Source organism: Ochrobactrum sp. XJ1 (assembly GCF_024701725.1).
GTDB lineage: Bacteria > Pseudomonadota > Alphaproteobacteria > Rhizobiales > Rhizobiaceae > Brucella > Brucella anthropi.
Genome location: NZ_VDGD01000002.1, coordinates 373,322 through 396,260 on the forward strand (window position 1 = coordinate 373,322; position 22,939 = coordinate 396,260).

Sequence of the window (22,939 nt, forward strand, 5' to 3'; positions counted from 1 at the left end):
TGTGAAAAGAGTTGCGATTTAGCTCTTGATCTTCTGACAAACGCCATTTAATAAGCCGCCACACCGGGCAGCAAGTCCTGCCTGATGCGCCTCGAAAGAGGTTTGATGGGGCCATAGCTCAGCTGGGAGAGCGCCTGCATGGCATGCAGGAGGTCAGCGGTTCGATCCCGCTTGGCTCCACCAAATGTTTCTTCTCAAGTAACCAGAACGGACACCGCCATCGGTCGGCACAATGGCTGTCGGTGGACAAAGCCTGTCCGAGCGCTATGTCATTTCCCATGACAGAGATGATATTGGCGACATTCGACTGGGTTCCCAAAATGCCACGCGGTTTCGTCCGCGATCTTCGCGTGCGCTGGGCGCTGGAAGAAGCCGGATTGCCCTATCGTGTCGAAGGCGTTCCATTCAAGAATCGCGGGCCGGAACACTTCACCCATCAGCCTTTCGGGCAAGTGCCATGGCTGATCGACGGTGATATGTCGGTCTTCGAAAGCGGCGCCATCCTGCTTCATATAGCCGAGAAGAGCGATGCGCTGTTGCCGCCTGATCCGAGGGCACGCAACGAGGTCATACAATGGCTGTTCGCGGCGTTGAATTCGGTCGAAATGGCCGCCTTGCCGCTCGCCCTTTATAAATTCACCGGTGATGAGGAGCAGACGCCGGGGCGTCAGCTCATGGACAGCTTCCTTGCCGGTCGGCTGGCGCACATGGAGCAGGCGCTGTCAGGCCGCGAATGGCTGACGGATCAGTTTTCGGTTGCCGATATTCTGATGGCAGACGTGTTGCGTCTGGTCGACCATTTCGACGGTCTGGCGCAGCATCCGGTCTGCCGGGCCTATGTCGGGCGCGCGGCGGCACGGCCCGCATTCCAGAAAGCCTTTACCGACCAGATGGAACATTTTGCTGCAGCGGACTGACGCTCTTATTGAAATTAGCATGATCGCGCTATTTCACGCTCAAGTTGCACTCGACAATTCCTAAAAAATTGCTAAACAGAAATTGTGTGAAGTAGTTCCAGTGTTTTTAAATGAAAAGACTCCAAGATTTTGATGGTTTGCGTTTTTTATTATGTATAGGAATCGCAATTTTCCATTTTTCTTTCCGTGTTCCGGTAAATGATGAGATTTTGAATTCTGTTATATTAACATTTGCTTATTTTACCGATGTCTTTTTTATTGTGTCTGGATTATTTCTGGCGAGGCGACGAAATTATCTCTGGAGCTGGCCGCGTTATGTAGCTTTCGTTGGGAAGCGGCTCGCGCGGATTTATCCGCTGCACGTGGTGACCTTCTCCTGTTTCGCGCTTCTTTCTGTCCTGACAGCAGCGGGAATTCTGCATCCTCTGGTCGAACCCAGCATGAGCTGGCGAGACGGGCTGACCCAGTTACTGCTGATTCATAATTGGGGTTTGGGGCTCACCTTGTCCTACAATTATGTCAGCTGGTCGCTGAGTGCCCTTTTAGCCATGTATCTCGCTTTTCCGCTGTTCGATATGTTGTGCCGTCGTTTCGGGAGCTGGGTTCTCGTCGGTGTGATGGCCGCAGCCGTGGGCGGTGATTATCTGGCGCAACAGCTTGGCGTATTGTCACTCACACGCATTCAATTGTCCGATGCCGGGGTCTTGCGAGCCTTGCCTTCCTTTGTCTTTGGAATGTGGCTTGCTCGCCGGGAACATCCACCGATGCCGGCACCGGCAATCAAGGCATTGCTTGCCACTTGCCTGATTGTCTTTCTGTTCTATCACCCGGCAAACGGGCCGGACGAACCGCACACGCTTGAAGGCCCCTGGCGGCTGGCCTTCCTCTATGCGGGTGTCTATGTGCTTTATGCCGCATCCACTCGGGGCATTTATACACCGCTGCAATGGCGCGGATTCACAAGGCTTTCCCGTTACAGCTTCGGCATCTTCATTCTCCATCCTGCGGTCGGAATGGTTTTCTTCAAAGCTGCTCCGGAACGATGGGGCGAGGCGATGGCAGGCGCGGTCCTGCTCATCGCTGCAGGTGTTCTTGCAAGCGTGTTGACTGCCATTGCCTCTTACCACCTGTTCGAAAATCCCGTTCACCGCTGGCTGGTGAAAAGAATTGACGCATGGGTCAGCAGATCGGAAGGCTCAAGCGGGTTTTCTGGTTCTACGCAAAACGGCCTGCCCGTCTCCCGATAGGCAGGCATCCTCACCGGATCGATCAGGCGGTGCGCGACGTACCGCTGTCCTGCCGCATCAGATAGAGCGATGCGCCGATGATCAGGGCCGCTCCCGGCCAGAAGTTGATGCTTGGCGCTGCTGCAAACACGACCCAGCCGAAGATCACGTTGATCGGCAGTCTCAGGTCATCGAACGGTTGCAGATAGACCGCATCCGCTATCGAATAGGCTGCCGTCTGGAAATATTGGGCGAGAGCTGTGAATGCGCCGATGACGATCAATATGGACCAGATTTCGACGCCCGGCGCGGTGATTGCGGACATGCTTAAGCCGGATGCCAGCCAGAGTGCCGCGTTGATGGGCGTGAGCAGTACCAGCATATAGGCCGAAATGCTGGCGGGCTTTTCGAAACGGGTCAGATATTTGGTCATCACCGAATAGCCGGCCCACAACGCTGCGGCCAGAATCGGCAGGAGCGAATAGACCGTATAGGAATCCGACCAGGGTGCGATGATGATCAGCGCGCCAATAAATCCGGTGAATGTGGTCAGCAGCCGTGCCGGCGTGACCTTTTCCTGCAGAAAGAGCCGTGCGCACAGGATGACGAAGAATGGCGATGTCATGGACAGCGCGACCACCTGCCAGATCGGCACATGGGTCAGCGCATAAATCCAGACCTGTACGCCAGCGGCAGCCAGCGCGACGCGAATGACGTGAAGACCGAAATGCCTGGTACGCAAGGCTCTCGTGCCGTCGCGAATGAGCAGGGGCAAGGTCAGTACCAGCGCGATCACATATTGCCAGAAGGCGATGATGACGGAGGGAATACCGGTACGCGTTCCCGCCCATTGGGTGGCGACATTGACGGCGGCATAGGCCGAACAGGCTGCGACCATCAGCGCTGCTCCGCGTATGGTCGGTTTCAAAGTTGGCGAAGAGGCAAGTTGGCTCAACGGTTTCTTCCTTCGGAGCATTTTGCAGCCAAATGGAAACATTTGACGTCGCATAAATGCGGCAAAACAAATGGACAGAGCGTTCCGCTTCAGGCGGAACTTGCTCTGGCAAGCCTGTTACCTCAGGGTACGGGAAGAAAGACTGCAGGACGAAGACGGCAAGCCGTCCAGCCGAGCATGATTCCAACCTCGTTCTCTCTCATCCGGACTATGACCGTCGGCTTCGGAATTGCACCGAATCTGCTGACCCTGACACGGCAGACGTGTCAGGCGCTCGCGGGCTTCGGACACTTGGTCCGTTACCGCCGGTGGGGAGTTTCGCCCCGCCCTGAGAACTGGATATTTCGTTTGCACCGAAGGACATCAGGATGAACTCCGACGCGGGCTGTAGTTATGTTACGCTTTCCCATAAAGCAAGGTGCAGGCTAGGTTCTGCCTGCCTGTCCGGCAATCACAATTGAGTGCAGGGCAACACAAGGGATGAGCCTTTGATAGCCAAGTCACGGGAAAAGCATGGACGTATCGGAAACTCTCTTTTAGAAACTCGTGTCGGAGTTGATCGGGAGAGGGTCTAATTCCACATGGTTCTGGGAGGAATGATGAGCACCAACGCAGTCCCCACGCAGTTTTCGCATGACCATCCGCTATGGCAACCGGATGCGGGGCGCATCGCCGCCAGCAATCTGGAGCAATTCCGTATTCGCGCAGAACAGCGCACGGGCTTGAGCCTGCCGGATTATGCCGCGCTGCATCGCTGGTCGGTCGAGGATCGCGCCGGATTCTGGCAGCTTGTGTGGGATTTCTGCGAGGTTATCGGCGAGCGTGGCAAACCAGCCCTTGTCGATAAAGGCCATATGCGTGACGCAAAATTCTTCCCCGAGGCACGGCTCAACTTTGCCGAAAACCTGTTGCGCCATGAGGGTGGCGAGGAAGCCATCGTCTTTCGCGGTGAGGACAAGATCGAGCGCCGCCAGACATGGGACGATCTTCACGCGCGGGTCTCGAAACTCCAGCAATTCATGCTGGCGGAAGGGGTTCAGCCGGGCGACCGCGTGGCGGGCATGATGCCCAACATGCCGGAGGCGGTGGCCTTGATGCTGGCCGCTTCGTCCATCGGTGCGGTGTGGTCTTCATGCTCACCGGATTTTGGCGTGCAGGGCGTACTCGACCGTTTCGGCCAGATCGAACCAAAGCTTTTCTTCGCCTGCGATGGCTACTGGTATAATGGCAAGCGCATTGACGTTGCCGACAAGGTGGCAGAAGTGACGGCAAAGCTGCCGGGGCTGAAACGTGCGGTCATTGTCACCTATCTCGGCGAAGCGGAAGCCGTTGCTGACCGCGCTGAAAAGGGCATTGCGCTTGATGCGGCTCTGGAGCCGTTCAAGGCCAAAGACGTCGAGTTCACGCGGCTCCCCTTTGATCATCCACTTTGTATCCTGTTTTCGTCCGGCACGACGGGCATTCCGAAATGCATTGTGCATCGCGCAGGCGGCGTATTGTTGCAGCACCTGAAAGAACACCGCCTGCATGCTGATATTCGCGATGGCGACCGTTTCTTCTATTTCACCACTTGTGGCTGGATGATGTGGAACTGGCTGGCTTCAGGCATAGCATCGGGCGCTACGCTTCTGCTCTATGACGGTTCGCCCTTCTATCCCGATGGCAATGTGCTGTTCGATTATGCCGCCGCCGAGGGCATGACCTATTTCGGCACTTCGGCGAAATTCATCGACGCGGTATTGAAAGCCGGTCTGAAGCCCGGCGAGACACATAATCTTTCGGCGCTGCGCACTGTCTCCTCGACCGGCTCGCCGCTGTCGCCGGAAGGCTTTGCCTTCGTCTATGAAGCGATCAAGTCGGACGTGCATCTCGCCTCCATTTCCGGCGGTACGGATATCGTGTCCTGCTTCGTGCTGGGCGTTCCGACGGAGCCGGTCTGGCTGGGCGAAATTCAGGGCGCGGGCCTTGGCATGGCCGTCGACGTCTGGAACGATGATGGCAAGCCGGTGCGCCGCGAAAAAGGTGAACTGGTCTGCACGAAGGCATTCCCCTGCATGCCGCTGCAATTCTGGAACGATCCCGAAGGCGCGAAATATCAGGCCGCCTATTTCGAGCGCTTCGACAATATCTGGTGCCATGGCGATTTTGCCGAATGGACCGAGCATGACGGCATTGTTATCCATGGTCGTTCGGACGCGACACTCAACCCTGGCGGCGTGCGTATCGGTACGGCAGAAATCTACAATCAGGTCGAGCAGATGCCGGAGATCGCCGAGGCGCTCTGCATCGGGCAGGATTGGGATAATGACGTGCGGGTGGTGCTGTTCGTGCGCCTCGCCGAAGGTATCGCGCTGGACGACGACCTCAAGGCACGCATCAAGACCAAGATTCGTACTGGTGCCACGCCGCGCCACGTTCCGGCGAAGATTGTGGCGGTCCGGGATATTCCGCGCACCAAGTCGGGAAAAATCGTGGAGCTCGCCGTGCGCGATATCGTGCATGGGCGCGATGTGAAGAATCGCGAGGCGCTGGCAAACCCGGAAGCGTTGGAGCTTTATCGCGATATTGCCGAGCTTCATGAGGATTGATTTGATTACCCTCCAATTGCTTGGAGTTGCCGGATAACGGGCGCAACAAAATTTCGTTATCCGGTAATAAATAGCCACAGAACGCCACGCAAAGCCATTGCCTAATTGGCCGCCACGGGACACTCTGGCCGGAACATAGCCGTCTTGCAAAAGATGGACACCGAGCAGAACTTGTGGAGGACGAGTATGTTTGCATCGGGCATGAATTTCGGTCTTGGCGAGGAGATCGAAGCCCTTCGCGATACGGTGCACCGTTTTGCGGAAAGCCGCATTGCGCCGCTGGCCGCTGAAACCGACCGCAACAATGCATTTCCCATGCGTCTGTGGCGTGAACTGGGTGAGCTTGGCGTACTCGGCATTACGGCGCCCGAAGAATATGGCGGCGCTGGCATGGGCTATCTGGCCCATTGTATCGCGATGGAAGAAATCAGCCGCGCTTCCGCTTCCATCGGTCTCAGCTATGGCGCGCATTCCAATCTCTGCGTCAACCAGATCAAGCGAAACGGTTCTCCCGAACAGCGTACGAAATATCTGCCCAAGCTCATTTCCGGCGAGCATGTCGGCGCGCTCGCCATGTCCGAGCCGGGCGCGGGTTCCGATGTCGTTTCGATGAAACTTGCCGCCGAGAAACGCGGCGACCGTTACGTTCTCAACGGAAACAAGATGTGGATTACCAACGGCCCGGATGCCGATGTGCTGGTGGTTTATGCCAAGACCGATCCGGCAGCAGGGCCGCGTGGCATCAGCGCCTTCATCGTCGAAAAAGGCTTCAAGGGGTTCTCGACCGCGCAGAAACTCGACAAGCTCGGTATGCGCGGTTCCAACACCTGCGAACTGGTGTTCGAGGATTGTGAGGTGCCGGTCGAAAACCTGCTGGGCGAAGTCGGCAAGGGCGTCAATGTGCTGATGTCCGGTCTTGACTATGAACGCGTGGTGCTGGCGGGTGGTCCGCTCGGCATCATGGCGGCCTGCCTCGATGTCGTGGTGCCCTATGTGCATGAGCGCAAGCAGTTCGACCAGCCGATTGGCGAGTTCCAGCTGATGCAGGGCAAGCTTGCCGACATGTATGTGATCTTCAATGCCTCGCGCGCCTACACTTATGCGGTGGCGGCGGCCTGCGACCGGGGTGAGACGTCGCGCAAGGATGCGGCGGGCTGCATTCTCTATACGGCTGAAAATGCCACGCAGATGGCACTGCAGGCGATCCAGTCTCTCGGCGGCAATGGCTACATCAATGATTATCCGACGGGCCGCCTTTTGCGCGATGCGAAGCTCTATGAGATCGGTGCGGGCACATCGGAAATCCGGCGCATGCTGATCGGACGGGAACTCTTTCAGGAGACCCGTTGATGGCGGTCCTGAAATCGGAAATCTCGACGCGCAGCGCCAGCTTCGTGGCTAACCGCAAGGCCATGCTGGCGGCAATCGACGTGGTGGGCGAAGCCTCGCGGATTGCGATTGATGGCGGTGGTGAGAAAGCGCGCGAACGCCATGTTTCGCGTGGAAAACTGCTTCCTCGCGAGCGCGTGGCGCAATTGCTCGATCCGGGGTCGCCCTTTCTGGAAGTGGGGCTGACGGCAGCGCATGGCATGTATGGCGGGGCGGCCCCTTCGGGTGGCATCATCACCGGCATCGGGCGCGTGTCTGGCCGCGACTGCATGATCGTCTGCAACGATGCGACGGTGAAGGGCGGCACCTATTATCCGGTCACAGTGAAGAAGCATCTGCGCGCGCAGGAAATCGCGGGCGAAAATCGCCTACCCTGCATTTATCTGGTCGATTCCGGTGGGGCCAATCTGCCCAATCAGGATGAGGTGTTCCCGGACCGCGACCATTTCGGACGCATTTTCTACAATCAAGCGCAGATGTCGGCTGCGGGCATTCCGCAGGTCGCCGTGGTCATGGGGTCGTGCACGGCGGGCGGTGCCTATGTGCCCGCCATGAGCGACGAGACGGTGATCGTGCGCAATCAGGGCACGATTTTTCTGGCTGGTCCACCATTGGTCAAAGCTGCAACCGGCGAAGTGGTGAGCGCGGAAGACCTCGGCGGCGGCGATGTGCACACAAGGCTTTCCGGCGTGGCCGATCATCTGGCCAATGACGACGCCCATGCATTGCAGATTGCGCGCGCCATTGCAGCCAATCTCAACAGCAAGAAGCGTGAGTTTATCCCAAGAGGCGATGGCGCTGCCCCGCTTTATGATCCGGAAGAAATTCTGGGTGTCGTTTCCGCCGATACGCGCATTCCCTATGATGTGCGCGAAGTGATTGCACGACTGGTCGATGGTTCGGATTTCGATGAGTTCAAGGCGCGCTATGGCACCACTTTGGTCTGTGGTTTTGCCAGCGTCTATGGCATGCCGGTCGGGATTATCGCCAATAATGGCGTACTGTTCTCCGAAGCGGCGCTCAAGGGCGCGCATTTCATCGAGCTTTGCTGCCAGCGCAACATTCCGCTGGTGTTTTTGCAGAACATCACTGGCTTCATGGTCGGGCGCAAATATGAAGCCGAGGGCATTGCGAAACACGGTGCCAAGCTGGTGACGGCGGTGGCGACGGCCAATGTACCCAAGATCACCATGCTGATCGGGGCTTCCTATGGTGCGGGTAATTACGGCATGGCGGGGCGGGCCTATTCGCCGCGCTTCCTGTGGACCTGGCCGAACAGCCGCATTGCGGTGATGGGCGGCGAACAGGCGGCAGGCGTGCTGGCAACCGTCAAGCGCGACGGGATCGAGCGCACCGGCGGCACGTGGTCGGCGGATGAGGAAGCGGAGTTCAAGCGCCCGACGCTCGAAATGTTCGAACGCCAGAGCCATCCGCTTTATGCCTCTGCCCGACTTTGGGATGACGGTATCGTCGATCCGCGCAAGAGCCGCGAAGTGCTTGGCCTGTCGCTTTCCGCCACGCTAAACGCACCGGTCGAGCCGACGCGCTTTGGTTTGTTCCGGATGTAAGGAAGCAATCAGATGTTCAAAAAGATACTGATTGCCAATCGCGGAGAAATTGCCTGCCGGGTCATTCGCACGGCGCGGGAATTGGGTATTGCCACCGTCGCAATTTATTCCGATGCCGACGCCCAAGCGCTGCATGTGGAAATGGCCGACGAGGCGGTGCGCGTCGGCCCTGCCATTTCTGCGCAAAGCTATCTGAATGTTGAGGCGATCATCAAGGCTGCGAAGGAAACTGGCGCAGAGGCGATCCATCCGGGCTACGGTTTTCTCTCCGAAAATGCCGGTTTCGTGGATGCTGTCGGGGCGGCGGGGCTTGTCTTCATCGGCCCTTCTGCCAAAGCCATTCGCGCCATGGGGTTGAAGGATGCCGCCAAGGCGCTGATGGAGAAGGCAGGCGTGCCAGTTGTTCCGGGCTATCACGGCAATAATCAGGATGGAGCCTTCCTCAAAAGCGAAGCGGACCGGATCGGCTATCCAGTGCTCATCAAGGCACGGGCAGGCGGTGGCGGCAAGGGCATGCGCCGCGTCGATCAGTCGGCGGATTTTGCAGCGGCGCTGGACAGCGCGCGCCGTGAGGCGGAAGCCTCTTTCGGCGATAGCGCCGTGCTGGTCGAAAAATACATGGCGAAACCGCGCCATATCGAGGTGCAGGTCTTCGGCGATAATCATGGCAATGCGGTGCATCTTTTCGAGCGCGATTGCTCGCTGCAACGCCGCCATCAGAAGGTCATCGAGGAAGCACCTGCGCCCGGCATGACCCCGGAAATGCGCGCCGCCATGGGTGAAGCGGCGGTCAAGGCCGCATTGGCAATCGGCTATTCCGGCGCAGGCACGGTGGAGTTCATCGCGGATGTTTCGGAAGGGCTACGGCCGGACCGCTTCTTCTTCATGGAAATGAACACCCGCCTGCAGGTTGAGCATCCGGTTACGGAAGCGATCACCGGCCTCGACCTTGTCGAATGGCAATTGCGCGTTGCTTCCGGCGAAGTCTTGCCGAAACAACAGGGCGAACTTTCCATAAACGGCTGGGCTTTCGAGGCGAGGCTTTATGCGGAAGACCCCGCGCGAGATTTTCTGCCGGCAACCGGCAAGCTTGCTCTGTTCGCACCGCCTGAAAATGCACGTGTCGATTCCGGTGTGCGAACCGGTGACACGATCACGCCGTTCTATGATCCGATGATCGCCAAGATCATCGCCCATGGCGCAACGCGCGATGAGGCACTGAACCGGCTTGATGCGAGCCTGAACAAGACCCGGATTGCGGGCCTCGTCACCAACCGCCAGTTTTTGTCGGCGCTTTGCAACCTCGAAGCTTTCCGCACCGGTGATGTCGATACCGGCCTGATCGCACGCGAGACGGCAGTTCTGTTCACGGATGAGCGGCCTTCGGACATTGCTTTTGCGCTTGCCGCCCTTGGTGCACTCGACCTGCTGGATACCCCAGTGACAGGCGATCCGTGGACGAGCTTGCGCGGCTTTCGTTTGTGGGGTGACGCATCGCGCTCCGTCCTGCTCGACCATCATGGAGAACGCCACACGGTCAGCTTCACGACCATAGGTGACAGGCATTTCGGCTTTGCTTTCGGCACCATCGAAATCCGTTTCCATGAAAACGGGCTGGTTCGCTTTGCTGTGAATGGCCGTGTTTCAGAGGCGTCCGTCGTGCGCATCGGACATGATGTGACGGTGCAACTCGAAGGTCGCGACACCATATTTCATCATGTGCAGTCTGTTGGCGCGGAAGAGGATGCTTCGAGCGAAAGCCGCATCCTGTCACCGATGCCGGGACTGGTACGACTGGTTTCCGTCGTGGAGGGTGCAAGCGTCGCCAAGGGCGATCCGCTGGTAACGATGGAAGCGATGAAGATGGAACTGTCACTGACCGCGCCGCGCGACGGCAAGGTTTCGTCCGTAACTGTTGCAGCGGGCGATCAGGTCAATGAAGGCGTCCTTCTTGTGGAGCTGGAGTATGATCCCGAAAAGTGGGAACCGGTTTTCGGAGAAGATCATACTCAAACAAAAAACAGAGCGGGATATTGAGCGGCTTGCGACATCCCGCTCGGGAGGAAGAATATGGCTGAACACGTAGAAATCGTTGAAATGGCTGCGCGTGATGGCCTGCAGAATGAAAAGCGGTTTGTGCCGACAGCGGACAAGGTCGCACTGATCGACCGCCTGTCGGATTGCGGCTATGCCCGCATTGAGGCGACGAGTTTCGTTAGCCCGAAATGGGTGCCGCAACTGGCGGATGCCGCAGAAGTCATGGCCGGGATTCGCCGTGCTGATGGCGTGCGCTATTCGGTACTGGTGCCCAACATGAAGGGCTATGAAGCTGCTGCCGCTGCAAATGTTGACGAGATTGCGGTTTTCATTTCCGCCTCGGAAGGCTTTTCGAAAGCCAATATCAATTGCACGATTGCTGAGAGCATCGAGCGGCTGTCGCCGGTCATCGGTGCTGCGATCAATGATGGTCTGGCCATTCGCGGCTATGTGAGCTGCGTCGTGGAGTGCCCCTATGACGGGCCGGTGGCCCCGCAAGCGGTTGCCGATGTGACCGAACAGCTCTTCTCGCTCGGCTGTCACGAAGTAAGCCTCGGCGATACGATCGGGCGTGGCACGCCGGACAAGGTGGCAGCCATGCTGGATGCCGTGCTGGCCATTGCGCCTGCGCACAGCCTTGCCGGCCATTATCACGACACGGGCGGGCGGGCCCTCGACAATATCCGCGTCAGTCTGGAGAAGGGCTTGCGCGTGTTCGATGCCTCGGTCGGCGGTCTCGGCGGCTGTCCTTTCGCGCCGGGCGCCAAGGGCAATGTCGATACGGTCTCCGTCGTCGAAATGTTGCATGGATTGGGTTTTGAAACCGGCCTCAATCTGGACAAGCTCAGATCAGCGGCCTTGTTCGCGCAGGCGCTGCGTCAGGACAAAGCCGCATGAAGGCGTTTGAGACGATCCAGATTGCGATAGATCAACGCGGCGTCGCGACACTGACGCTCAACCGTCCGGAGCAGCATAATGCGCTGTCCGGTCGGATGATCGATGAGCTTCTGACGGCGACGCTGCATCTGGCGGATGATGACGCCGTGCGCCTCGTGGTCCTGACCGGCAATGGCACCAGTTTTTGTGCAGGCGGTGATCTGGGATGGATGCAGGAACAGGTCAAAGCCACACGCGCGCAGCGCATTGAGGAAGCGCGCAAGCTCGCCCTCATGCTGAAAGCGCTGCGCGATTTGCCAAAACCGCTGATCGGGCGCATCAACGGGCAGGCCTATGGCGGCGGCGTCGGCCTCATCAGCGTCTGCGATACGGCCATCGCTGCATCCGGCGCGCGCTTCGGGCTGACGGAGACCAAGCTCGGTCTGATACCGGCCACCATCAGCCCCTATGTGGTAGCGCGCATCGGTCAGGCGAATGCGCTGCGCACATTCACTTCGGCGCGACTGTTCGATGCCGAGGAAGCACGGCGGATCGGGCTGGTGCATGACGTGGTCGAGGCGGAACGTCTCGATGCGGCGGTGGAGGTGGAGATCAAACCCTATTTTGCCACCGCGCCTGCAGCGGTTGCCTCCTCCAAGAGGCTGGTTCATGCGCTGGGCGCGCCGATAGACGAGGCCGTCATCGAAATGACGCTGACCCGTCTTGCCGATACATGGGAAACGCCAGAGGCCGCGGAGGGAATCGCGGCCTTTTTTGCGAAGAAATCACCATCATGGAAGGGAGGGAACTGAACATTTGGGAGGAGCCGATTTTCGTTGTAGTTGCGGGCACTTGGCCCCTTGCAATCGGAAGCCGGAAATGCATTCTTATTACATCATGAAAGCTCGCTCCCGTTCCGGAGCATGATTCCGAAAGGGCAGATGCAATTTCGGATAATATTATGGCTCTGACCTCTTCGAGGCGGCGGTGCGGCGTGCTTTTGGATTGACCCTTTGAGATCATGTGATGAACAAAAGGGAGGGCCCGGCAATTCGGCAGCGCAGACGCGTTGAGATTTGACCGGCAAGGGTTGTCTCGGGGCCGTCGGAGGACGCTGCCCTACAAAGGAGAAAAAGAATGAACCTGAAACTTCTGTCCAGCGGGGCTTTCGCAGCTACACTCGGCTTTGCCAGCGCCGCCTATGCTGACATCACCATCGGCGTCGTTGCACCGCTGACGGGCCCTGTCGCTGCTTTCGGTGACCAGGTGAAGAAGGGCGCGGAAACCGCCGTTGAAGTCATCAACAAGGCTGGCGGCATCAAGGGCGAGAAAGTCGTTCTGAAGTTTGCCGACGATGCCGGTGAACCGAAGCAGGGCGTTTCCGCCGCCAACCAGATCGTTGGCGACGGCATCAAGTTCGTCGTCGGCCCGGTCACGACCGGCGTCGCCATCCCTGTTTCCGATGTCTTCTCGGAAAACGGTGTGCTGATGGTCACCCCGACCGCCACCGGCCCGGATCTGACCGCGCGCAATCTGGAAAACGTGTTCCGCACCTGCGGCCGCGATGACCAGCAGGCTGAAGTCATGGCCGATTATGTCCTGAAGAACTTCAAGGACAAGAAGGTCGCCGTGATCCATGACAAGGGTGCCTATGGCAAGGGTCTGGCCGACGCTTTCAAGGCGGCGATCAACAAGGGCGGCATCACGGAAGTCCATTACGATTCGGTCACGCCGGGCGACAAGGATTTCAGCGCGCTCGTCACCAAGCTCAAATCTGCTGGCACTGACGTCGTCTATTTCGGCGGCTACCATGCCGAAGGCGGCCTCCTGTCGCGTCAGCTGCATGACGCTGGTATGCAGGCACTGGTGCTCGGCGGCGAAGGTCTGTCCAACACCGAATATTGGGCAATCGGCGGCACCAACGCACAGGGCACGCTCTTCACCAACGCCAAGGACGCCACCAAGAACCCGGCTTCCAAGGATGCTATCGAAGCGCTCAAGGCCAAGGGTATCCCGGCTGAAGCCTTCACCATGAACGCCTATGCCGCTGTGGAAGTCATCAAGGCCGGCATCGAACGCGCCGATTCGACCGATGATTCTGCTGCCGTCGCCAAGGCTCTGCATGATGGCAAGCCTATCGAAACCGCTATTGGCACGCTGACCTATGGCGCAAACGGCGACCTTAGCTCGCCAAGCTTCGACATCTTCAAGTGGGATGACGGCAAGATCGTCGGCCTCGAATAAAATTGTCGTGGTTAGAATAAAGAACGCCGGGGTTATCCCCGGCGTTTTGCATTTGTGGGGCTGAAAGCCGTCAGGAACCGGTATAGCCGAGTTCCGCCTCGATGGCTTCGAAGGTCTTTTCCATCGCGTAGGTCGGGCTGAGCGGAAAACCGAAATGTCCGTAGGCGATGGACATCTGCCGTTCGGCCTTGCCTTCGCTACCCTTCGCGACTGCTGCCACATAGAGCGCTGCAGCGAGACCGGTGCGGTCGGCGCCGGATTTGCAATGGATGAGCACCGGCTTTTCCGCATTCTGCATCAGGGCGATTAGCTGTCTCGTCTGTGCAGGGGTCAACTCCCGCCTTGACGACATTTCGAAATCGGCATGCTTGATGCCGAGCGTTTTCGCTGTTGCGATCTCTTCATCATACCATTTCGAGCCCGGTTCGGGGCCGCGCAGATTGATGATGGTTTTGATGCCATAAAGCTTCTGCAGGGATGCGATGCGTGCAGGATCAGGCTGGTTCGAGCGATAGGCCTGTCCGTCGATGATGGTGTGGACGTTGCCTTTATATTGCAGCGTGTACAGATAACCACCCATGACGCTTGAGCCGACGAGCAGTCCCAGCCCGGCCATCCGGGCATAAGTAAAGGACCAATCGACATATTTCCGAAAGAACGACATAGGGGCCTCATCTGAACGAAAGCAAATAATAAAATATAGCGAGTTGAAAATTTCTTCTTGGTTTTCGCAGGAAATATACTAGGATTTGGACTTAATCTTGTCCGAAAAACAAGGTTTTCAATTTTCTGTTTAAGTTATTTTTGAAATGCATTCCGCAGGTTCTTGCGGAAAATTTTTGGAGCAAGCGTCTGCGTCAGTTTGTGGTGTCAGTAAATCGCGTTGGTTTTTAGTGGCTTAAGCTTCGGTTAACCATGACTGTTTAATCTATGACCATGTGCTGGGGCAGATAGCGGAGCAGGTTTATGCAGCGCTACAGATTTGACGACAAGAGAATTCTGATCGAGGCGATTGTTGAGTTGCTCAACAGGGGCGTAGAGCCCGACGAACTCGATCTTGTACTGAGCCGGATCGGTCCGGTCGATCTCGACTTGATGCGGCAATGCCTGATCGAGGTGTGGAATTACAACCACCCCGATGTGGCAGAAACGCCGATGGCGGCCTGACGACAGGTTCTGCAGCCCTTGGGAGCAAAGCTTCAGACGTCGGAAACGGATATTACAAGCGTCGATCTGCGGAAGCGGGATGAACGCGGACTACATGGGGCGTGATCAGGCGCCCACGCAAGAATACGGCAGTTTCAGGCAACGGTTTGTGGGTCGAAACTGTCGGGGCAGGGCCGGGTTGAACCGGTTTTGGAGCAATCTGGCCGCTGCCCGCAATGTCATATTCCTGAAACGCAGACGGGTTATATCCATATGCGTATCGGGAATTCACTTGGGATCGTGACCACGGATGTACTGGCGCAACTCAGGTGAAAGCGGAAGGTCGGGTTCAACCCGGCCTTTTTCGTTTTTGGTGCATTTTCCGAAAAGAAAGAATGACGTGTCCGTGCCGGGAACCGGTCCACGGGATTGGCTTCTCATCTCGCTTCGATGTGTTGAATAATGCGACGAAACAAATACTTGCAGCGGTTCAGCGACTCCGTTTTTTAACTGGAACCGTTGAGTACTGCCGTCAGGCGAGTTCCAGTGCGAGGCCGCACGGAATTGCGAAATGGCTTTCGGTGCGGTTCCGTTTCAGCGACGCCTGACAGGAGGCATTTTCCCCGCTCGATAAATACCGTATGAAAGAGGTTGCCTGCTGCCATTTCTGGAGGCCGAGCGATCTCATTTTCAATCACGGAAACCGTTCATGATACGCCATATCGTTCTCATCAAATTCAGGTCCGAACTCAAAGCTACTCAGATTGAAGAGAAGCTGCAGGCCGTTGTGGCCCTCAAGGACAAGATCGACGGCATCCTGTCCATTACGGCTGGCGAAAACAACAGTCCGGAAAATCTCGAAAAGGGTTTCCGGCACGGTTTTGTCGTCGATTTCACGGATAGCGCGGCGCGGGATGCCTATCTTCCGCATCCCGAACACGCAAAGGTTGGCAAAAGCCTCGTCGAAGCCGCTGAAGGTGGCATCGAGGGCATATTGGTTTTCGACTACGCGTTCTAGAGAACCAGTCCACCAACCCCCATGCGGGAAAGATCGTCGGCGGAAAGTGTGATCCCCGCCATCAGACGATCCAGCACCCAGTCGAGGCTGTTTTCGCGGGCGCTGCGGGCCGATCCGGGGGCGGCGACAATATACTTGCCGTCATGCCGGCCCAGGACCAGCAGATTGCCCGGATCGACCGGCATGCCGATGCGCAGGATTTCACCGCCTGACATGCGGATCGACTGCGGCACGATATCTGCCTCGTCGGCAACCGCCGATGCGCTGAAGATCACGATAATCTCGCAGGCCCGGCTCACTTCCGCGATTGCCGCCGCCAGCGCAACTTGATCGTGCGCGACGCGCTTTTCGCAAACAAGCGTTCCGCCATTTCGAGCAGTCCGCTTTCCCATCAGTTCGCGGGTCTTCTCAAGAACCGTTTCGCGTATCGAGGGAAGGCGCGACTGGATCAGCCCGATCCGCGCGCCGTTGAAGGGATGGACGCGCAGCGCAGGCCGTGCATCGAGGCCGATGTCTCGCAAAAGGGTCCCCGGTACAGCAAAAGGAATGATCTTGACTGTGGCGACCATCTGTCCGGCTTCCACCCGCACATGATTGCGCAGCGTCGCGATGGAAATGCGCGCATCATGCGCATTGACCGCATCAATACGGTCGGCATCTACCAAAAATACGCCATTCTTCTGGGCGTGCAGGTTGACCCGTCCGGTTGTGGGGCTGCCGATCTCCACTTCGCCGGAAATAAGCATACGCCCGATGGCAAATGCGGCCTCATCCTCGCCGATATCGCCCTTTTCCAGGCGCGCAGCCAGAACCGAGCTGATACCCGCTTCCTGCAACAGGGCAAGATTGAGGGCATCGAGAACTGTGCCTTTGCGTAAAGTGAGCGCACCTGCCGTCATAGCATAGCCGAGAATTGCACCTTCGGCTTCATCAAGCGGCATTTCGGCAAATATCATTTCTATCCCCAATTCCCTCGCGCATTTTCAATAAGCATACACAGCGCGGAAGATAAACCGTCTCTGCGCCCCGGGGTTATTTTGCCGAAGATCGTGCCGCCACAAAACGTCGGACATGGATCGGAGCGGCTGTCCGAAAACTGTTTAACACTTTCCGGGATGCGCGCAATTCGCGTCAAATTCGGTAAATTCCCATCACGATCCCGTTTATTCATGGGGTAGATGGCGGTTTTCATCTTGCAAACCCTTTCCTTTGGGCCTATTCGCTCCGCCGCACCTGACAACTGGCGACCCATTAAGACCGCCGGTCAGGACATCGATCCCTTGAGAGGGCCGATGGATTTATTGCATTTATGCATTGCCCAAAACATGGCCCGCATCAGCGGTCTGGCCGGATTGTTCAGACAAAATGCCCGCTTTTGGGCGCGACATTACGATCCAGCACAATTTTCGTCAGGCACGTGACAAACGGGATTATTCGTTATAACGGTACTTTTGGAAATTTCAGAATTTACCGAAAACTAAGAAATGACGCATGCGCCGGAGATGACACTCCGCGCGCAGGATGGAAAGACAAATGAAACACGGCACCCCCCGGACGATCGTTTCGTTCGCCGTCTTGGCCCTCACGGCGTTTCTCGCAGGCTGCGAGAACCAGGTCCTGCTTTCCCCGAAAGGGGAAATCGGCATGGCAGAACGCGATCTCATGCTTTTTGCGACTGGCATCATGCTGCTCGTCGTGCTTCCCGTCATCTTCATGACGCTTTACTTCGCATGGAAGTACCGCGCCTCGAATGAGAAGGCGGATTACCAGCCCGACTGGCACCACTCGACCAAGATCGAGCTTGCCGTCTGGCTCATCCCGTTGGCGATCATCGTCGTTCTGGGCTCCGTGACCTGGGTCGCCACCCACAAGCTCGATCCGTACCGCCCGCTGGAATCGAATGCAAAGCCGATCAATGTCGAAGTCGTTGCGCTCGACTGGAAATGGCTTTTCATCTATCCGGACCAGGGCATCGCCACCGTCAATGAAATGGCAATGCCGGTCGATGTGCCGGTCAACTTCAAGCTGACCTCCAGCAACATCATGAATTCCTTCTTCATCCCGCAGCTCGGCAGTCAGGTCTACACCATGCCGAGCATGCAGACGAAGCTGCATCTGATTGCCAATCATGCTGGCGAGTTCGACGGTATCTCCGCCAACTATAGCGGTCAGGGTTTTGCCCAGATGCGCTTCAAGGCGCATGCCTACAATCAGGCCGACTTCGACAAGTGGGTTGCCGATGTGAAGGCCAAGGCGAATGGCGAAGAGCTGAGCCGCGACCGTTATGCCTCGCTGGTTCAGCCGAGCGAGAAGGTTCCGCCGCAGTTCTTCACCTATAATGACCAGGCGCTGTTCCACAACATCGTGAACCGCTGCTGGGACGGCAAGTCCGTCTGCCTCGACGATGAAATGCATCGTCAACAGATGATCCGCGAAGCGCGCGCCAATCTGCGCAAGTCTTCGCCTGTCGATTTCAGCCAGTGGGCGAGCGACATCATCTGCGCAGTCCAGCCGCAGCGCCTCTCGCAGCTCGAAAACTGATGTGCCGATCGGTCCGTGATCTCGCAGGAGGTCACGGCCATCCGCATTCAATCCTTTGTTTCACGCGGTTCCGGAAAGATGGCCGTCTTGCGCCGTCCCGGAATTGCTAAAATCGAAGCGTGATAAAAATGTTCGGAAAACTTACGCTCGAAGCGATACCCTATCACGAGCCAATCATCATGGTCACTTTGGCCGCGGTGGCTGGCGGGGCGCTCGCTATTCTTGCAGCCATTACCTACTACCGCAAATGGGCTCCGCTCTGGAACGACTGGCTGACGTCCGTCGACCACAAGCGCATTGGCGTGATGTATATCATTCTGGCACTCGTGATGCTGTTCCGCGGCTTCTCGGATGCGGTCATGATGCGCGCCCAGCAGGCAATCGCCTCCGGCGCCAATGAAGGCTTCCTGCCGCCGCACCACTACGACCAGATCTTCACCGCCCATGGCGTGATCATGATCTTCTTCGTGGCGATGCCCTTCATCGTCGGCCTGATGAACTTCGCCGTGCCGCTTCAGATCGGCGCGCGCGACGTGGCTTTCCCGTACCTCAACTCGCTCAGCTTCTGGCTGACGGTTGCCGGTGCGATCCTCATCAACATCTCGCTCGGTGTCGGCGAATTCGCCAAGACTGGCTGGCTGGCCTATCCGCCGCTTTCCGGCAAGGAATTCAGCCCGGATGTCGGGGTGGATTATTATATCTGGGCCTTGCAGATTTCCGGTATGGGTACGCTGCTTTCGGGCGTGAACCTGATCACCACCATCATCAAGATGCGCGCGCCCGGCATGGGCATGATGCAGGTTCCGGTCTTCACCTGGACCGCGCTCTGCTCGAACGTGCTGATCGTCGCAGCCTTCCCGATCCTCACCGTCACGCTCGCCCTGCTTTCGCTGGACCGCTATCTGGATTTCCACTTCTTCACCAATGATGCCGGTGGCAATCCGATGATGTATGTGAACCTCATCTGGATCTGGGGTCACCCGGAAGTCTACATTCTGGTTCTGCCGTGCTTCGGCATCTTCTCGGAAATCGTGGCAACCTTCTCCGGCAAGCGCCTGTTCGGCTACAAGTCGATGGTTTACGCCACTGTGGCCATCACGGTTCTGTCGTTCCTGGTCTGGGTCCACCACTTCTTCACCATGGGTGGCGGTGCCAACGTCAACGCCTTCTTCGGCGTGGCAACCATGATCATTTCGATCCCGACAGGGGCGAAGGTCTTCAACTGGCTCTTCACCATGTATAAGGGCCGCGTTCGCATGGAAACGCCGGTCATGTGGACCATTGGCTTCATGTGCACCTTCGTTGTCGGCGGCATGACGGGCGTTCTGCTCGCAGTTCCGCCAGCAGACTTCGTGCTGCACAACTCGGTGTTCCTGATCGCCCACTTCCACAATGTGATCATCTCGGGCGTGCTGTTCGGCTGCTTTGCCGGTCTCGTTTACTGGTGGCCGAAGGCTTTCGGCTTCAAGCTGAATGAGCGTCTGGGCAAGAACGCATTCTGGTGCTGGCTCGTCGGCTTCATCCTGGCCTTCATGCCGCTCTACGTGCTCGGCCTGATGGGCATGACCCGTCGTCTGAACCACACCGAAAACCCGGCATGGCACATCTACCTCATCATTGCCGCCATCGGCGTTGCGATCATCCTTTGCGGTATCGTGTTCCAGGTTCTGCAGATCGCAGTTTCGATCCGCGACCGCGAAAAGCTGCGCGACAACAATGGCGACAGCTGGGGGACGGGCCGTACGCTGGAATGGTCGCTGGCTTCGCCGCCTGCCTTCTACAACTTCGCCGAAGTTCCGCATGTGCGCGATCATGACGGCTGGTGGGACATGAAGCAGAACGGCTATGTGCGCCGCACCGAAAAGTTCGCGCGCATCCACATGCCGAAGAACACCGGCACCGGCTTCATCATCGGCATTCTGAACATTCCGCTCGGCTTTGCCCTGGTGTGGCACATCTGGTGGCTGGCAATCGCCTCCGCCGTCGCTGTGCTGGCCGTTGCCATCGCTCACTCCTTCAATAATGACAGAGACTTTTACGTCTCGGCCGAAGAGGTGCAGGAAGTCGAAGACCTCCGTACCCGGCAACTGACTGCTCAGGAGGCCTGATTCCGATGAGCGCAAGCATTTCAACCACCGCTCCGTTCACGGGCGGGAATGAGCACCCCGCTCATGAGGACCATCACGATGCAGGGTCGACCACGCTGGTCGGCTTCTGGATCTACCTGATGAGCGACTGCGTCCTCTTTTCGGGCCTGTTTGCAACCTATGCCGTTCTGGCGCATCAGTTTGCGGGCGGTCCGACCGGCCGTGAACTGTTCGATCTGAACTTTGTTCTGATCGAAACCATGCTCCTGCTGGTGTCGTCGCTGACCTATGGTCTGGCCACGCTTTCGATGTTCAAGAAGAACCGTGCCGGCCTTCTGTTCTGGCTGGGTGTGACCTTCCTGCTGGGCGCTGCCTTCCTCGCGATGGAAGTCTATGAGTTCAATCACCTGATCCATGAAGGTGCAGGTCCGGGTCGCAGCGCGTTCCTCTCGGCCTTCTTTGCGCTGGTGGGAACCCACGGTCTTCACATCACGTCGGGCCTGATCTGGATTCTGGTGCTTTCAGCCCAGCTTCTGCGTGACGGTCTGACGGAAAAGAACCAGACGCGCGTGATGTGCCTCAGCCTCTTCTGGCACTTCCTGGATATTATCTGGATCGGCGTCTTTACCCTTGTCTATCTGTTGGGTGTACTGTGATGAGCTCTGCACACGAAACACATGACCACGGCGCGAGCCACGGCAGCCTGAAGACCTATCTGATCGGCTTCGTGCTGGCAGTTGTTCTCACCGTCGTTCCATTCATGCTGGCCATGAACGGCTACTTCACGCCGGGAACCACCGCAGCCATTGTGCTCGGTATCGCCGTCGTCCAGATTTTGGTGCATCTGGTTTACTTCCTGCACCTCGATCCGAAGTCGGAAGGCGGCTGGAATATTCTGGCACTCATCTTCACGGTCATCATTCTGGCTATCGTTCTTGCCGGCTCCATCTGGGTCATGCATCACCTCGATACCAATATGATGCCGATGTACATGTCGCCGGAAGACGTGCGTAATCTGCCGTAATACCAGGTCTCGTTGAGGTTGACTCATCGAGACTTGTTAAGCCCGTGCGGCGATAGAGCATTTTCAGGGCGCGGATAGCGCAAGCATCTTAGCGCCCTGCTATAAAAGGCTCGTCAAACACATTCCCTGCACCACAACGCTGCAGGGAATGCATCTGTGAGCCTCGCAAAACAACTGGCCTGACGGCCCGTGATCGCGGCTTTATCCTCCCTCTCTCCCCCCAAAGCCGCGCGGCGTCCCGGTTCCCTCCGGGACGCCTTTCTTTTTGACTGTCCGTCAAAGAGGTGAGAGTAACATTTCCTGTAAAATTTTAATCAACTTGCTGTAAGTGCGACGTTGTATTTTGTAAAATAAAGATGATTGCAATCAATATTGAAGTGTAGAAAATAATAATATACGCCCTAAATTTACCATTGTTGCGCATGTTGTTTGCATAGTGTACTATATCAACATAGATTAGCTCATGTTTGATACTTATTGCGTCTCTGTTCGATCGCTAATCTGGAGAAGATGCGATGTCTTTATTTAAGGGAATGCTTACTAATAATCGTATTCTTGGTGCGGCTGTTATTGCTGCAACCCTGTTCACGCCCGCTATTGCTTCCGCTGCAACAGCCTATGTCTCGGCTTCGGTCAATGTCCGTTCGGGCCCCGATTCCAATTACGGACGGCTTGCCGCGCTCCCCGCCGCTGCGACGGTCAATGCCGGTTCCTGCCGCAATGGCTGGTGCCAGATCTATAACGGGAGCCGTGTCGGCTGGGTCTCGGCGCGTTATGTGCGTTTCGGCGCCTATAGCGGCCCCGCCTATGCCGCACCGTCCAGCACCACGGTGATCGTTAATAATGACGGTTACGATGACGGCTTCGGCCTCGGACTTGGTATCGGCTGGGCGACCGGCGGCTATTGGGGTCCCGGCTGGGGCGGTGGTTGGGGCCCAGGCTGGCGCGGCGGGCCGAACTACGTCAATGGCTGCATTGGCCGCAATTGCCAGTCCAATCGCGGCGGCTGGAATCCGCGCTGGGGCCATGGGCCGCGCTGGAACGGCGGCGGCAACTGGGGTCCCGGTCCGGTGATGTCTCCGACCCGCTTTGGTGGTTTCAACCGCGGCTTTGGCGGCGGTGGTATGGGCGGCGGCGGTTTCCATTTCGGAAATATGCGCCCGATGCACGCTGGCCGCTGACGGCATCCGGTGTGTTTATGCCAGAACTTATTTTGATCAGGTCGTTCTCCCTCCTCCCAATGGCCTGATGGACAGCTCGCCGGCAGCACCCCGCCGGCGAGCTGTTACAATTTTCTGATCGCGTCCTGCAATCAATGCGGAA

The 22,939-nt window shown here is 57.5% G+C and carries 20 protein-coding genes, 1 tRNA gene and 1 riboswitch; of the genes, 17 read left to right on the forward strand and 4 right to left on the reverse strand.

From position 1 onward, the window contains the following. The first annotated feature begins 107 nt into the window (after window positions 1-107). From FG152_RS04605 to FG152_RS04615, 3 genes are all read left to right on the forward strand, one after another. Window positions 108-183: transfer RNA gene (locus FG152_RS04605), tRNA-Ala, on the forward strand. Between the two features lie 95 nt (window positions 184-278). Beyond that, a complete protein-coding gene (locus FG152_RS04610; protein ID WP_498985358.1) occupies window positions 279-917 on the forward strand; it encodes a glutathione S-transferase family protein in 639 nt (212 codons plus the stop codon). A 110-nt stretch (window positions 918-1,027) separates the two neighbouring features. Beyond that, window positions 1,028-2,164 carry an acyltransferase family protein gene (locus FG152_RS04615; RefSeq protein ID WP_498985360.1) on the forward strand — a complete coding sequence of 379 codons (1,137 nt, stop codon included), beginning with the start codon at window positions 1,028-1,030 and terminating at the stop codon, window positions 2,162-2,164. A 22-nt stretch (window positions 2,165-2,186) separates the two neighbouring features. Here FG152_RS04615 and FG152_RS04620 read toward each other — a convergent pair whose 3' ends face one another. After that, complete coding sequence (locus FG152_RS04620) at window positions 2,187-3,098, reverse strand: DMT family transporter (protein WP_255354121.1); 912 nt, start codon at window positions 3,096-3,098, stop codon at window positions 2,187-2,189. A 187-nt stretch (window positions 3,099-3,285) separates the two neighbouring features. Continuing rightward, window positions 3,286-3,438, reverse strand: a riboswitch (FMN riboswitch). 259 nt (window positions 3,439-3,697) lie between these two features. Between FG152_RS04620 and FG152_RS04625 the strand changes: the two genes are divergently transcribed. From FG152_RS04625 to FG152_RS04655, 7 genes are all read left to right on the forward strand, one after another. Beyond that, the gene (locus FG152_RS04625) at window positions 3,698-5,686 is read left to right on the forward strand and encodes an acetoacetate--CoA ligase (protein ID WP_498985362.1); all 1,989 of its coding nucleotides are present in this window, start codon (window positions 3,698-3,700) and stop codon (window positions 5,684-5,686) included. 201 nt (window positions 5,687-5,887) lie between these two features. Then, window positions 5,888-7,036 carry an isovaleryl-CoA dehydrogenase gene (locus FG152_RS04630; RefSeq protein ID WP_029926087.1) on the forward strand — a complete coding sequence of 383 codons (1,149 nt, stop codon included), beginning with the start codon at window positions 5,888-5,890 and terminating at the stop codon, window positions 7,034-7,036. Further along, on the forward strand, window positions 7,036-8,643 hold the full coding sequence (locus tag FG152_RS04635; protein WP_029926085.1) for a carboxyl transferase domain-containing protein: 1,608 nt from the start codon (window positions 7,036-7,038) through the stop codon (window positions 8,641-8,643). Before FG152_RS04630 ends, FG152_RS04635 begins: the two co-directional genes overlap by 1 nt. A 12-nt stretch (window positions 8,644-8,655) precedes the next feature. Next, a complete protein-coding gene (locus tag FG152_RS04640; RefSeq protein WP_043062738.1) occupies window positions 8,656-10,680 on the forward strand; it encodes an acetyl/propionyl/methylcrotonyl-CoA carboxylase subunit alpha in 2,025 nt (674 codons plus the stop codon). A 33-nt stretch (window positions 10,681-10,713) separates the two neighbouring features. Next, window positions 10,714-11,577, forward strand: coding sequence for a hydroxymethylglutaryl-CoA lyase (locus tag FG152_RS04645; RefSeq protein ID WP_029926080.1), 864 nt, complete (start codon window positions 10,714-10,716; stop codon window positions 11,575-11,577). After that, entirely contained in the window at window positions 11,574-12,368 is a 795-nt protein-coding gene (locus tag FG152_RS04650) for a crotonase/enoyl-CoA hydratase family protein (RefSeq protein ID WP_498985364.1), read from the forward strand. Before FG152_RS04645 ends, FG152_RS04650 begins: the two co-directional genes overlap by 4 nt. 325 nt (window positions 12,369-12,693) lie before the next feature. Continuing rightward, window positions 12,694-13,800, forward strand: a complete 1,107-nt coding sequence (locus FG152_RS04655; RefSeq protein WP_498985366.1) for a branched-chain amino acid ABC transporter substrate-binding protein — start codon at window positions 12,694-12,696, stop codon at window positions 13,798-13,800. A gap of 70 nt (window positions 13,801-13,870) precedes the next feature. Here FG152_RS04655 and FG152_RS04660 read toward each other — a convergent pair whose 3' ends face one another. Next, entirely contained in the window at window positions 13,871-14,464 is a 594-nt protein-coding gene (locus FG152_RS04660; RefSeq protein ID WP_010657849.1) for a tyrosine-protein phosphatase, read from the reverse strand. 302 nt (window positions 14,465-14,766) lie between these two features. Between FG152_RS04660 and FG152_RS04665 the strand changes: the two genes are divergently transcribed. After that, window positions 14,767-14,967 carry a hypothetical protein gene (locus FG152_RS04665; RefSeq protein ID WP_010657850.1) on the forward strand — a complete coding sequence of 67 codons (201 nt, stop codon included), beginning with the start codon at window positions 14,767-14,769 and terminating at the stop codon, window positions 14,965-14,967. A 688-nt stretch (window positions 14,968-15,655) separates the two neighbouring features. Next, the gene (locus FG152_RS04670; RefSeq protein WP_375849021.1) at window positions 15,656-15,964 is read left to right on the forward strand and encodes a Dabb family protein; all 309 of its coding nucleotides are present in this window, start codon (window positions 15,656-15,658) and stop codon (window positions 15,962-15,964) included. Here FG152_RS04670 and FG152_RS04675 read toward each other — a convergent pair. Then, entirely contained in the window at window positions 15,961-16,920 is a 960-nt protein-coding gene (locus FG152_RS04675; RefSeq protein ID WP_498985369.1) for a molybdopterin-binding protein, read from the reverse strand. The two genes, FG152_RS04670 and FG152_RS04675, sit on opposite strands and share 4 nt — an antisense overlap. 2 nt (window positions 16,921-16,922) lie before the next feature. Continuing rightward, the gene (locus FG152_RS04680) at window positions 16,923-17,156 is read right to left on the reverse strand and encodes a hypothetical protein (protein ID WP_498985371.1); all 234 of its coding nucleotides are present in this window, start codon (window positions 17,154-17,156) and stop codon (window positions 16,923-16,925) included. Between the two features lie 341 nt (window positions 17,157-17,497). Here FG152_RS04680 and cyoA point away from each other — a divergent pair, with 341 nt between their 5' ends. The 5 genes from cyoA (at window position 17,498) to FG152_RS04705 (ending at window position 22,797) form a co-directional block, all read left to right on the forward strand. Then, complete coding sequence (cyoA, locus tag FG152_RS04685; protein ID WP_010657853.1) at window positions 17,498-18,505, forward strand: ubiquinol oxidase subunit II; 1,008 nt, start codon at window positions 17,498-17,500, stop codon at window positions 18,503-18,505. 128 nt (window positions 18,506-18,633) lie between these two features. Further along, complete coding sequence (cyoB, locus tag FG152_RS04690) at window positions 18,634-20,613, forward strand: cytochrome o ubiquinol oxidase subunit I (RefSeq protein WP_010657854.1); 1,980 nt, start codon at window positions 18,634-18,636, stop codon at window positions 20,611-20,613. Window positions 20,614-20,618: 5 nt separating this feature from the next. After that, a complete protein-coding gene (cyoC, locus tag FG152_RS04695; RefSeq protein ID WP_010657855.1) occupies window positions 20,619-21,248 on the forward strand; it encodes a cytochrome o ubiquinol oxidase subunit III in 630 nt (209 codons plus the stop codon). Next, entirely contained in the window at window positions 21,248-21,616 is a 369-nt protein-coding gene (locus FG152_RS04700; RefSeq protein ID WP_010657856.1) for a cytochrome o ubiquinol oxidase subunit IV, read from the forward strand. The genes cyoC and FG152_RS04700 overlap by 1 nt, the downstream gene beginning before the upstream one ends. Before the next feature lie 515 nt (window positions 21,617-22,131). Further along, window positions 22,132-22,797, forward strand: a complete 666-nt coding sequence (locus FG152_RS04705; RefSeq protein ID WP_498985374.1) for an SH3 domain-containing protein — start codon at window positions 22,132-22,134, stop codon at window positions 22,795-22,797. The last annotated feature ends 142 nt before the right edge of the window (window positions 22,798-22,939 follow it).